The following is a 12,157-nucleotide window of genomic DNA, read 5'->3' on the forward strand; positions in this document are numbered from 1 at the left end:
GTCAAATTGCTTACATAGTATCCAAGATACTATTGATAATCTATATTTTTTATTAACTCTTAAGAACTTATATCTGTATCTTTAGTCTTAATTACCCCTTTAAATTCTTAATAGCTTCTGTTGTGGCCTTAACCATTTCTGTTGTGCTTTTCATTTGGTCAGAAACTAAATTACCCATATCTTTATGAGCAGCCCCATCAATTTCACGACCAAAGTATTTAAGCGCAAGTTCTTTACGTACACTGGCTGCTTCTTCTGATGGAATACTTTCCATAAAACTTGGGTAAGCTTGTAGTTCAACCTGTGTTTGATAATTTTGATCAGCTAAACGCTGGTAATGTGCTGACTGTTTTAAAAAGTAACTAATTAGAGTAATACCAACTAAGAGCAAGGATACCTTTACAGCCCAAAACTCAACAGTAGAAAAAAGATGAGGAACTAATACTTGTTTAAGTGTTAATAAAGCTACAGATAAACATAATACAACCCCTAGTCCCCCATAAAAATATGATCTATAATTTTTCTCTAAATCACGATACTTATTTACAGCATTATTATAAATATTTTCCGTTCGCGCGTTATCAGAAATATTTCTCAATCTTCTAAAGCTTGTTAACTCTTCATTTACTTCTTGTATAACAGGACCTAATACATTAATAGATAAATCTCTAAATGTATTTTTCATCACACTATAATTTTCTATTAAATATCTCAAATCTCTTATTTTATCTAAAATATTTTCTATTTTTTCATTATCCAAACCGTCATTAATCAGCTTTAATATATCATTCGCTTCCTTATCAATAACTTCTAAAAAACCTTTTTCTTTGTAGTGTACAAAAGTGGTTCTAGAAATAGTAATGATATGGCCTAATTCATTTCTTATTCTATCTTTTATATCTGGCCTAATACCACTGGTATTAATTTTATTAGCAACAATATCAATATTTTCAAAAAGTTTTGACTTTGTTTGATTAAAATTTTCCACATTCAAATGGTTAATTCTAAGTTCTTCTTCCGTTAATGGTGCCTCAGCCACTTCCCCACCCCAAAAATTATTATAAAGTCTTGATGCTTAATAGTATCTAAGCTTTTCTAAACTTTCTACAATAAAAATTACCCAACAAAAAACCCCTAAACCGTTAGTTTAGGGGTTTTCGTAGAATCTTACGATTCTGAATATGGTCCCGAGGGTCGGACTCGAACCGACACGTCATCTCTGACAGCGGATTTTGAGTCCGCCGCGTCTACCAATTTCACCACCTCGGGAGAGGAAGTATGTTTGTGTTGCGTATATTAGCGCGTTTGTAAAACTTGTCAAACCCTAAGTGAATATTATCGTTCACTTTTAGATCACTTAAACATTTTTCATGATTTAAGCCAGAAGCACAGCCATAAAAAAGCGAAAAAGTTTATACTAGGCGCAATTTTTGCGGTGTTTTTTTCTAAATATGCAACTGTCTGACTTTTCCTTTGAATTACCTGATGAACTTATTGCCCGTTACCCTCTCGAATCACGTAGTGCTTCACGGTTGTTGCACTTAGACTCAAAGGGTCAATATCACGATCACATGTTCACAGACATTATCGATCTGTTTGAAGAAGGTGATCTGCTAGTGCTCAATGACACAAAAGTCATGAAAGCACGACTTAAAGGAAAACGTTCTACAGGTGGTGCTATTGAGATTTTGGTTGAGCGCATGCTGAACCACACCACAGCGTATTGTCATATTAAATCAAGTAACTCACCTAAAGCAGGTGCCGAGCTTTTTGTTGGTGCAGATAACATTCCTGTGATTGTCCGTGGCCGTCACGAAAATTTATTTGTGGTTGAGTTTTCACAGCCAATTTTGCCTGTCCTTGAGCAATATGGTCAGTTACCTATTCCGCCTTACTTTAACCGTGAAGCAGAAGAAATTGACACCGAACGTTATCAAACGGTTTTTCATAATCCTGAAAAAATTGCCAGTGTTGCCGCACCCACTGCAAGCTTACATTTTGATGAAGCACTTTTAGAAAAATTAGAACAAAAAAATGTTCAAAAAACTTTTGTGACTTTACACGTTGGTGCTGGCACATTTATGCCTGTTCGTACTGATGACATTACCAACCACATCATGCACAGTGAGTGGTGCGATGTACCTCAAGAAACCATTGATCTGATTTTGGCGACTAAAGCACGCGGAAATAAAGTGATTGCCATAGGTACAACTGCAACACGTGCTTTGGAAAGTGCAGCTCAAGCTCATGGCGGTAAAATCGCAGCTTGGACTGGCGACACGCAAATCTTTATCTATCCAGGCTATGAGTTCTGCATCGTAGACCGTTTAATTACCAACTTCCATTTACCAGAATCTACCCTGCTCATGTTGGTGTCAGCTCTTTCAAATCGCGACAACATTTTAGCTGCCTACGAACATGCAGTTAAAAACCGCTATCGTTTCTTTAGTTATGGCGATGCAATGCTGATCGATAAATTAGAAGTTTAAAAAATTAAGGTTGGGTTAAACCATACTGGTGAATTAAAAGGTTTAACCCAGCCCAGATATTTACAATAAAAAATAATGAACTTAACCCTGTGTGTTGCAGAAATTTATAGATAAAACTCAAGCATCAATTTTTTGAAGACTATTTCTTAATTTAAAAGCATTTAGTATTTATCTCTTTCAATTTAAAAGATAATCTTAGATAGCACTTTTTTATGATAATCAACTCATTACCTCCATGCCAATCGATACCGTACAAGAAGCTCTTCATATAAGACGTAAAAAAAATACACAGGTTTTCCGCAATATTGCTCGACTTTGGGATGCTGGACAAAAATCTCATTCAGCCCAAGATCTTTTAGATGCTTTACATCCATGGCGTGAAGATCACAACCTTCGCTTTTTTAATGTGCTCCCCTACTTACTCGCAATTTGCAGCATCACAATATTGGCCTTTGGCTATTTTCTTCATCCGTATATTCAATATATTTGGAGCTTTTTAGGCGCCTTTTTAACGGGGTTTTTAGCGTATTTACTCTATCAATCTCAAGAACCTTTAACGCAAGTCATTCATTATCTGGAACAGCACATGGTGATATTGCGTTATGGTTTACAATTTCAGCAGTTGCCAGCCTATCTTCCCATTCATGCGCAGCCAGTTTTAGTTCTGAGCAAATTAAAACAGTATTTCCCACTGTTTAACCGAGGGACTGAATCTAATGAAATTACCCAATATGCTTCGGTCACATGGAACGATGGCGTAACCGATCATCAAGTCTTGCTGTTTCAATATCATTACGTTAATGAAATACCGATTATTCAAGATCAAAGTAGCGATAAAAAAATTATAAAAGAAATTCATAAAGATCTATGGGGCGCTTTTATATTTGAAATGCCTGCCCTAGGTATTGCTGTCAGCAATCAGCGTTCTCGGTTTTTTACTCCCTACAGCAGTAAATGGCAAAGTAGTGACATTTTAATTAATCAAGAACTTAATATTTTTGGGGTTAATCAATATCAGTTAGCCAAAGAAGTCAGCCCAAGTCTAACTTTAAAATTACATGACTTTTTTCAGCACTTTACAGGTGATTTAATTTATCATCACGAAGAACAAATTTTGTGTTATCTGGGTGAGCAAAACCTTTTTCAGACCACCGGTAAGCAAAGTGAAATTCATGATGTTTCAGCATTGCGTGGGCACTTGCGTACCATGACCATGCCGCAATATGAAAAATTTCAGCAAGTAATGTTGAACTTAATTAAATAAATCTCTCGTATTACTTAACTGGTGACTCATTAAAAAATGAGACATCCAAAAGTGTACTGAGGGAATAACAATAAGGAACTGACCATGACTGGTTTAATTATTTTCCTGGGGATTTTTGTTGTACTGATTGTCTGGGGCATTCACATCCGTAATACCATCGTACGTTATTTTAATGCGACCAAACGTGCTTGGTCTGAGGTTGCCAATTTCGAACGTCAAAAAGTCAAAACTTTAGAAGCGCTTGAGACAACACTGAATCAATATACTCAGTTTGAAAAATCGACATTAGAAAAAGTCACCGAACTACGTCAGCAAATTCTTAATTTAAATGTGAATAACACTGATATTTCTCAGCTACAGCAAATTGAAAAAATGAGCCAAGAACTGATTCGAAGCTTAAATGTGGTTGTTGAAAATTATCCTGAGCTTAAAGCCGATTCACTCTATAGCAAAATGATGGATGACATTCAGGAACAAAACGAAAATGTGGGTGCGGCTATTACCATTTTTAACCGTAATGTCGAATTATTTAATAACCAAATTGAAGTATTCCCTAACAATCTCATCAATACATTAACTTTATCTAAGAAACCTATTCGTCCTTTTAAGGATAATCTTGTTAATGAAAATTTTGACTATAAACCTAATTTTTAATAGGAAAAAAATAGCCCCTAACCTGTCGGAAATTTTATCTATTTTATAGCCAGCTACATTTAGTAGTAGAACTACATCGCAGAATCAAGGAAAATAGCTCTCTTTTTAGCAGCGAACTGTTTCTTCGCCTCTGCTCGTGTTCAGGATTTTTAGATGAAGTTTGAAAAATTAGGTCAGTCGGGGCGCGCCCGTCGTGGTCGTTTAACTTTAGAGCATGGTGTTGTTGAAACACCTGTTTTTATGCCAGTGGGGACTTACGGCACAGTCAAAGGTATGTTACCGCGTGATATCGAAGATATTCAGGCACAAATTATTTTAGGAAATACATTCCATTTATATTTGCGTCCGGGTCTTGAAGTGATTAAAGAACACGGCGGTTTGCATAACTTTATTAAATGGGATAAGCCAATTTTGACTGACTCTGGCGGTTTTCAGGTTTTTAGTCTTGGCGCAATGCGCAAAATCAAAGAGGAAGGTGTTACTTTCCGCTCGCCGATTGATGGTTCAAAAGTATTTTTATCGCCTGAAATTTCTATGGAAATTCAGCAGGTATTGAACTCTGACATCGTCATGATTTTTGATGAATGTACACCATATCCTGCAACGCATGAAGAAGCACAAAAATCATTGCAGCTTTCTTTACGCTGGGCAAAACGTTGTAAAACCCATCATCATGATGAACTCAAAAATAAGAATGCGTTATTTGGCATTATTCAAGGCGGTATGTATGAAGACTTACGTGATGAGTCTTTAAATGGTCTTCTTGAAATCGGATTTGATGGTTATGCGATTGGCGGTTTATCTGTAGGTGAACCTAAAGATGAGATGATCAAGGTTTTAGATTATCTACCAAGCAAAATGCCACAGGACAAACCGCGTTACTTGATGGGCGTTGGTAAACCGGAAGATATCGTTGAAGCGGTGCGCCGCGGTGTCGATATGTTCGACTGTGTAATGCCAACCCGTAATGCGCGAAACGGTCATTATTTTGTCACTGATGGTCTGGTACGTATTCGTAATAGTAAATATCGCCATGACCAGAGCCCGCTCGATCCACATTGCGATTGCTACACTTGTAAGAACTTTACCCGTGCTTATCTATTCCATCTTGAAAAATGTGGAGAGATGTTAGCGTCTATGCTCGGTACTATTCATAACTTACGTTATTACCAACGTTTAACTGAAGGTATGCGTGATGCATTAGAGAATGGCACATTTGATGAATTTGTTCAGGACTTTTATGCCCGTCGTGGTTTAGAAGTTCCACCATGTCCGGTTGATGAATAAGCCCGATTTGCGCTCAACCTCAAGACAAGGTAAATTGCAAAACGAATTAGGATTATGTCAGGTATCTGACTCATATTTTTAACTTTAGGAAATCAAAATGAGCTTTTTAATTTCTGCTGCACATGCAGCACCGGCAGCTGGCCCAACTACAGGTATTTTGCCAAACATCTTGATGATTGTCGTATTCGTTGCAATCTTTTATTTCTTAATTTGGCGCCCTCAAGCAAAACGTGCTAAAGAGCACCGTTCTTTAATCGAGAGCTTAGGTGTAGGTAGTGAAGTTGTGTTCGCTGGTGGTTTAATGGGCAAAGTGACCAAAATTGAAGGTGACTATGCAGTTGTTGAACTTAGCCGTGGTGTAGAAGTAAAAATTCAGCGTGCCAGCGTAATTTCAGTATTACCTGAAGGCACTCTAAATAACCTTTAATCATAAAACAGTCGTGCTTTAGCACGGCTTTTTCATTTAAGAAGAAAGCGAATGCGTTACCCTGCATGGAAATATTTACTGATTCTGGTTGTTCTGGTAATCAGTACATTATACGCACTGCCTAGTCTATATCCGGATGAGCCCGCCGTTCAAATTTCCGGTGCCAAAGCTGGCACCCAAATTGATCAAAGTGTGGTGCAAAAAGCAGAGCAAATTTTAAAAACAGCAAATATTGCAAGTCACGATAATACTTTTACAAATAATGCTGCCCTATTGCGTGTCAGCTCTTCTGAAGCGCAGTTGAAAGCAAAAGAAGTATTACGCCGTGACTTAGGTGATCAATATGTTGTCGCCCTAAACCTTGCACCAACCACACCGGAATGGTTGCAAAAGATTGGGGCAAAACCAATGAAACTTGGTTTGGACTTACGTGGTGGTGTCCACTTCTTGCTTGAAGTAGATATGGACAAAGCCGTTGCCCAACGTATGGAAACCTCTGCCACCGATTTGCGTCGTCAGTTCCGTGAAAACAAGATCAAATTTAATAGTCTTGCATTAACTAATAATGTGATCACTGTTCAATTTGCTGACAATGCTGACCGTGATGCAGCAATGGATTTTTTACGTCGTAATGGGAATGAATATACCCAACAGGCATTAGCAAGCTCTACAGGTTCTACTTTAAAGCTTTCTTATACTGATGTACGTCGCCAAGAAATTCAGTCATATGCGGTGAATCAAAACTTAACAACATTACGTAATCGTATTAACGAACTTGGTGTTGCAGAAGCATTGGTACAAAGTCAGGGTAGCAACCGTATTGTCGTTGAATTACCGGGTGTTCAAGATACAGCTGAAGCTAAACGTGTTTTAGGCCGTACTGCAAACCTCGAATTCCGTTTGGTTTCTGACGCAAATGATCAATATATTGACCCATATACAGGTAAATATAATGGTCAACCTTTACCTCCGGGCACAGAAGTTTTTGCTTATGAGTCTTTAGATAGCGGTCGTCAACTTTTGTTGCAACGTAACCGTATCTTGACGGGTGAGCGTGTTCAAAATGCAAGTTCTGGCTTTAGCCAAGATTCTGGTGGTGCCGAAGTAAATATTACTCTCGACAGTGCTGGCGGTAAGCTTATGTCCGATGCAACTCGTAATGCTGTTGGTAAACGCATGGCGGTATTGTTCATCGAAAATAAGCAAAAAATCACTTATGTCACAGATCCTAAAACTGGTGCACAAACAGAAGTTCGTACTCCATACACTGAATCTGTAGTCATCAATGCTGCAACAGTTCAGGCTGTTTTAGGTTCAACTTTCCGTATTACTGGTTTAAGTTCTCCTCAAGAAGCATCAGAACTTGCATTAATGCTACGTGCAGGTGCTTTGGCTGCGCCAATGTATTTTGTTGAAGAACGTGTGGTTGGTCCAAGCCTTGGTCAAGAAAACATTGATAAGGGCGTATTATCAACTCAAATCGGCTTCTTGCTTGTTGCAATCTGGATGGTGGTTTTCTTCCGTCTATTCGGTTTAATCGCTAACTTTGCACTCGTTGTTAACTTGGCAATGATTTTAACGGTTATGTCATGGATTGGGGCTTCCCTCACCTTACCAGGTATTGCGGGTATCGTTATTACCATTGGTATGGCCGTCGATGCGAACGTATTGATATGTGAGCGTATTCGAGAAGAAATGCTCTGGGGTGCATCGCCCAAACAGGCCATTGTGGCCGGTTATGATCGAGCCTACAACACCATTTTTGACTCGAACTTAACGACGTTCCTCGTTGCATTCATTTTGTTTGCAATTGGTACAGGCCCGATCAAAGGTTTCGCCGTAACATTAATGATTGGTATCGTGTGTTCGATGTTTACTGCAATTACAGTGACTCGCGCAATTGTACAAATCATTTATGGTAAACGCCGTAATTTGAAAAAGTTGAGCATTTAAGGAGATCGATGATGACTAAAGTGACTCAACAAGATTCAAAACAATATGGACGTCCGGATGATGCAAAAATCATCCCGTTCATGAAGATTGCCAAACCTGCGGCAATCTTCTCGATCCTTATTACGTTAGCGAGTATTTTCTTTATTGTAACTAAAGGTCTTAACCTCGGTTTGGACTTTACAGGTGGTGTTTCAGCTGAGCTTAACTACGCTCAACCAGCAAATCAGTCTGAAGTTATTCAAGCACTCGATAAAGCTGGTTTTAAAGATGCTGTAGTACAGACACTTGGTAGTAATAAAGACTTACTTGTGCGCATGCCTGTACAAGAAGTTAAGGTTGAAGACCTTAATAATGCGATTACTAAGGCTGTACAGTTGCCAAACAATGCCGCAGAAGTTCATAAAGTGGACTCTGTAGGTGGTCAAGTTGGTAACGAGCTTTATGTTCGCTCTGCTGGTGCGGTTGCACTTGCACTTATCTTAATGTTGATTTACGTGACGATCCGTTTCGAGTTCAAACTCGCGATGGGCGCCGTGATGTCTTTATTCCACGACATCATCATTATTATTGGTGCTTTTGCATTATTCCAGTGGCCATTTGACCTTACGGTTTTAGCTGCGGTACTTGCTGTCATTGGCTTCTCGCTTAACGATAACATTGTAGTGTCAGACCGTATCCGTGAAAATTTCCGTAAAATTCGCGGAGCGACTCCTCGTGAAATCATCGATATTGCTTTAACCGAAACTTTACGTCGTACCATTCATACATCAATGACCTTATTGCTTGTCGTTCTAGCAATGATGTTCTTAGGTGGTGATGGTCTACACTGGTTCGCTGTTGCAATGTTTGTTGGTGTCTTTGTTGGTACTTACTCTTCAATTTATATCGGTACAGCTTTTGCCTTATGGCGTGGTCTTAACCGTCAGGACTTCATCGTTCAGGTTAAACCTGAATTTGAAGATGAAATTCCTTAAGTTGGATAAAGTAAGACATATAAAAAACCGCGATTAATTCGCGGTTTTTTTATTTAAAACATATTATTTACGGCGCAATGCATCCGAAATTGCTTCAACCAACTGTTGCGAAATTTCTTGTTTAGATGCTTTCTCTAACTCACGCTTTTTCATGTGATAGTTTTCAGCAAAGAAAACCGTCATGGCATTTTCATCAGAAGCAAAACCAATATCTGCACGAGACACATCGTTACATGCAATCATATCTAGTTTTTTAGCGACCAGTTTTCCTGCCGCATACTCTTCAACATTTTGTGTTTCAGCTGCAAAGCCCACCATAAATGGACGTTTTTCCTGACCCGCAATGGTTGCCACAATATCTGGATTTTTCACAAGGGAAACATTCAACTCATCCCCTGCCTTCTTAATTTTATGCTCGGCAACTTCTGCTACGCGATAGTCTGCGACTGCGGCAGTTGCAATGAAGATATCACAGCCTGTTTCTAACGAGTTCATGCTGATATCTAACATTTGTCTTGCAGAGGCAACATTTACTCTTTTTACACCATTCGGTGTATCTAAACTTACAGGTCCAGCAATTAGCGTCACTTGTGCACCAGCCGCGTAACAAGCAGCAGCTAAAGCAAAGCCCATTTTACCAGTACTATGGTTTGAGATATAACGAACAGGGTCAATCGCTTCACGCGTTGGCCCAGCGGTAATAACAACTCGCTTTCCAGCCAACAACCCAAATTTTTCAGCGATTGCACGTTGAGCCTGATGGAAATAGCCAGCCACTTGCCTTGCAATTTCCTCTGGCTCTGGCATACGGCCTAAACCGACATCACCACAGGCCTGCTCACCCGCATCTGGCATAATCACATGCACGCCATCTTCGACCAAGGTTTGTAAATTTCGTTGTGTAGCTTTGGCCGCCCACATTTGCTGGTTCATGGCAGGTGCAACCCACACAGGAGATTTTGTTGCCAAAAACACTGTACTGAGCAAGTCATCTGCCAAACCATGCGCAAATTTTGCCAAAGTATCGCAACTTGCAGGCGCAACCAGTAATAAATCAGCCCAACGCGCTAATTCAATATGCCCCATCCCGGCTTCAGCCGCAGGGTCTAAAAGTTCAGTATGAACGGGATTGCCAGAAAGAGCCTGAAACGTTAGTGGGGTAATAAATGCCTGTGCACCATGTGTCATGACCACACGCACGTCAAAGCCATAATCTTTAAGGCGACGGACTAAAATGGCACTTTTATAGGCAGCAATTCCGCCAGTAACAGCTAAAACAATGTTTTTATGAGGAATAACACTTAGATCAAAGCTCACGAACAGGATACCTTACTGTTGCAGTGGCGCTCACAATAGCATTAAATACGCGCAGACCCAAGATTGATTGGGCAAACAAAATAAAATTTTAAGCGAATTATGCTGGGGAATATGAATACTTCTATTAAAAATTGGCCCGAACAAGAACGGCCAAGAGAACGGTTATTACAACAAGGTCCGCAAAGTCTATCAGATGCAGAGCTACTCGCGATTTTTCTTCGCTCAGGTTCACGACAACATTCAGCAGTCGAATTATCACGGTTACTCATTCAGCACTTTGGTAGCCTAAATGCAGTATTTGATTCATCGTTAAGTGAGTTAACTCAATTTAATGGAATTAGAGCAACAAAATATTCACAATTATTGGCAGTCAAAGAGCTCGGACGGCGTTATCTCGATCATCACTTTCAGCAAAACAATCTTAGTCTCCACTCTTCTGATTTAGTTTTGGATTATTTGCGCTACGAATTAAAAGGCGAGAAACAAGAAGTCTTTGCAGTGCTTTGTCTAGACCCTGAATTAAGAAAACTTCACTTTAAAAAGTTATTTTTTGGGTCAGTTCAACATTGTGCAGTTTCAGTCAATCAAACCCTACGCTACGCCCTACAACAACATGCTTGCCAACTGGTCATTGCACACAATCATCCATTTGGTTCAGCACAGCCTTCTAACGAAGATATTGCCTTAACTCAACAACTGGAACATGCCTGTCAGCTTGTCGAAATACGCCTTTTGGATCATTTTATTATCTCACCAGAAGGAAGCTTTTCATTTGCTGAACAACAACTGCTCAACCCAGCAATAATATCAGTTCAATGATATTGACAAAGGGGCACTAAGCCTAGAAGATCAAAGCAAAAATAGTGACGTTAAAAATAAAATGATTGTTCGTGAGCAGCCTAGTATTTTCAAAGTATTATTCTCTTGGCGAGGGACAATTTTACCCAAAATTTTACCCTCTCTAGGGGTCGTTATGCTGATTTCGGCAATCATTGGGGGTGTAGAATATATCAATCTTTATCGCTTTCCAGAGATTCCTTTGGTTGGCTTTACTCTTATTGGCGTCGTACTTTCTATTTTCTTAGGATTTAAAAATACTGCATGTTATGACCGTTGGTGGGAAGCCCGAAAATTATGGGGTGTTTTAATTGCAACTTCACGCCATTTTGACCGTGACTGTCGAATTTTGACTCAAGCCCGCCGTGAACGTGTTATTCAGCATGTGATTGTTTTTGCTAATGTGTTACGAGATCGTTTACGTCGTCAGACTGCGAACCCAACTGAGCTCATACAAACCAGCGGTATGAGCCAGCAAGCACTCACCCAGCTCTATCAGCAAAATAATGCCCCTCAGTACACACTTAGCCTCATTCATTGGGAATTATTGCAAGCGCTTAAAGAAGGTGAAATCTCAGACATCATCTATGCACAGATGAATAGAAATGTTGCAGATTTAAGTGTCGTGCAAACTGGCTGTGACCGAATCGCTAATACGCCCATTCCATTTGCCTATTCAGTTTTGCTCAATCGCACTGTCTATTTTTTCTGTTTTATGTTGCCATTTAGTCTTGGTTCATTGCTTGGGTTAGCAACACCTTTACTGGTGGGAATTTTGGCATATACATTCTTAGGACTTGATGCACTCAGCTCGGAAATTGAAGAGCCTTTCGGTACTCAAAGTAATGATTTACCTTTAGATGCCATGGTACGTAGTATCGAAATTGAACTTTTAGGGACTTTGGGGAAACCTACCCCACCACCAATTCAAGCTCAAGATAATAACTTGTTGTAA

Annotated in this window: 11 protein-coding genes and 1 tRNA gene; 9 read left to right on the forward strand and 3 right to left on the reverse strand. The window is 39.4% G+C overall.

Annotated elements, in window-relative coordinates; translation table 11 throughout:
• Positions 1 to 91: 91 nt before the first annotated feature.
• Positions 92 to 1,039, reverse strand: coding sequence for a hypothetical protein (locus ACPF64_RS01320; RefSeq protein ID WP_426455296.1), 948 nt, complete (start codon positions 1,037 to 1,039; stop codon positions 92 to 94).
• Between the two features lie 143 nt (positions 1,040 to 1,182).
• Positions 1,183 to 1,269 (reverse strand) — tRNA-Leu (locus ACPF64_RS01325).
• 182 nt (positions 1,270 to 1,451) lie between these two features.
• Between ACPF64_RS01325 and queA the strand changes: the two genes are divergently transcribed.
• From queA to secF, 7 genes are all read left to right on the forward strand, one after another.
• Positions 1,452 to 2,489 carry a tRNA preQ1(34) S-adenosylmethionine ribosyltransferase-isomerase QueA gene (queA, locus tag ACPF64_RS01330; protein ID WP_426455298.1) on the forward strand — a complete coding sequence of 346 codons (1,038 nt, stop codon included), beginning with the start codon at positions 1,452 to 1,454 and terminating at the stop codon, positions 2,487 to 2,489.
• Between the two features lie 235 nt (positions 2,490 to 2,724).
• Complete coding sequence (locus ACPF64_RS01335; RefSeq protein ID WP_426455300.1) at positions 2,725 to 3,753, forward strand: hypothetical protein; 1,029 nt, start codon at positions 2,725 to 2,727, stop codon at positions 3,751 to 3,753.
• 84 nt (positions 3,754 to 3,837) lie between these two features.
• On the forward strand, positions 3,838 to 4,407 hold the full coding sequence (locus tag ACPF64_RS01340) for a LemA family protein (protein ID WP_426455302.1): 570 nt from the start codon (positions 3,838 to 3,840) through the stop codon (positions 4,405 to 4,407).
• 153 nt (positions 4,408 to 4,560) lie between these two features.
• Positions 4,561 to 5,694 carry a tRNA guanosine(34) transglycosylase Tgt gene (tgt, locus tag ACPF64_RS01345; RefSeq protein ID WP_004638765.1) on the forward strand — a complete coding sequence of 378 codons (1,134 nt, stop codon included), beginning with the start codon at positions 4,561 to 4,563 and terminating at the stop codon, positions 5,692 to 5,694.
• A 97-nt stretch (positions 5,695 to 5,791) separates the two neighbouring features.
• Positions 5,792 to 6,121, forward strand: coding sequence for a preprotein translocase subunit YajC (gene yajC / locus ACPF64_RS01350; protein ID WP_003655131.1), 330 nt, complete (start codon positions 5,792 to 5,794; stop codon positions 6,119 to 6,121).
• A gap of 51 nt (positions 6,122 to 6,172) precedes the next feature.
• A complete protein-coding gene (gene secD, locus ACPF64_RS01355) occupies positions 6,173 to 8,074 on the forward strand; it encodes a protein translocase subunit SecD (protein WP_004638762.1) in 1,902 nt (633 codons plus the stop codon).
• Between the two features lie 8 nt (positions 8,075 to 8,082).
• The gene (gene secF, locus ACPF64_RS01360; protein ID WP_017392409.1) at positions 8,083 to 9,048 is read left to right on the forward strand and encodes a protein translocase subunit SecF; all 966 of its coding nucleotides are present in this window, start codon (positions 8,083 to 8,085) and stop codon (positions 9,046 to 9,048) included.
• 63 nt (positions 9,049 to 9,111) lie between these two features.
• Here secF and coaBC read toward each other — a convergent pair whose 3' ends face one another.
• The gene (gene coaBC / locus ACPF64_RS01365; protein WP_003655128.1) at positions 9,112 to 10,365 is read right to left on the reverse strand and encodes a bifunctional phosphopantothenoylcysteine decarboxylase/phosphopantothenate--cysteine ligase CoaBC; all 1,254 of its coding nucleotides are present in this window, start codon (positions 10,363 to 10,365) and stop codon (positions 9,112 to 9,114) included.
• A 99-nt stretch (positions 10,366 to 10,464) separates the two neighbouring features.
• On the opposite strand from coaBC, the gene radC reads away from it, so the two are divergent.
• Together radC and ACPF64_RS01375 are read left to right on the forward strand one after the other, a co-directional pair.
• Positions 10,465 to 11,184 carry a RadC family protein gene (gene radC / locus ACPF64_RS01370; RefSeq protein WP_426455307.1) on the forward strand — a complete coding sequence of 240 codons (720 nt, stop codon included), beginning with the start codon at positions 10,465 to 10,467 and terminating at the stop codon, positions 11,182 to 11,184.
• 61 nt (positions 11,185 to 11,245) lie between these two features.
• A complete protein-coding gene (locus tag ACPF64_RS01375; RefSeq protein WP_003655126.1) occupies positions 11,246 to 12,157 on the forward strand; it encodes a bestrophin family protein in 912 nt (303 codons plus the stop codon).

It is taken from the genome of Acinetobacter sp. KB005 (assembly GCF_049949095.1).
Classification (GTDB): domain Bacteria; phylum Pseudomonadota; class Gammaproteobacteria; order Pseudomonadales; family Moraxellaceae; genus Acinetobacter; species Acinetobacter calcoaceticus.

What these genes read in the sequence shown, in the direction of transcription:
- queA (WP_426455298.1), top strand. Translation starts at nt 1,452, where the DNA reads ATGCAACTGTCTGACTTTTCCTTTGAATTACCTGATGAACTTATTGCC.
- ACPF64_RS01335 (WP_426455300.1), top strand. Translation starts at nt 2,725, where the DNA reads ATGCCAATCGATACCGTACAAGAAGCTCTTCATATAAGACGTAAAAAA.
- ACPF64_RS01340 (WP_426455302.1), top strand. Translation starts at nt 3,838, where the DNA reads ATGACTGGTTTAATTATTTTCCTGGGGATTTTTGTTGTACTGATTGTC.
- tgt (WP_004638765.1), top strand. Translation starts at nt 4,561, where the DNA reads ATGAAGTTTGAAAAATTAGGTCAGTCGGGGCGCGCCCGTCGTGGTCGT.
- yajC (WP_003655131.1), top strand. Translation starts at nt 5,792, where the DNA reads ATGAGCTTTTTAATTTCTGCTGCACATGCAGCACCGGCAGCTGGCCCA.
- secD (WP_004638762.1), top strand. Translation starts at nt 6,173, where the DNA reads ATGCGTTACCCTGCATGGAAATATTTACTGATTCTGGTTGTTCTGGTA.
- secF (WP_017392409.1), top strand. Translation starts at nt 8,083, where the DNA reads ATGATGACTAAAGTGACTCAACAAGATTCAAAACAATATGGACGTCCG.
- radC (WP_426455307.1), top strand. Translation starts at nt 10,465, where the DNA reads ATGCTGGGGAATATGAATACTTCTATTAAAAATTGGCCCGAACAAGAA.
- ACPF64_RS01375 (WP_003655126.1), top strand. Translation starts at nt 11,246, where the DNA reads ATGATTGTTCGTGAGCAGCCTAGTATTTTCAAAGTATTATTCTCTTGG.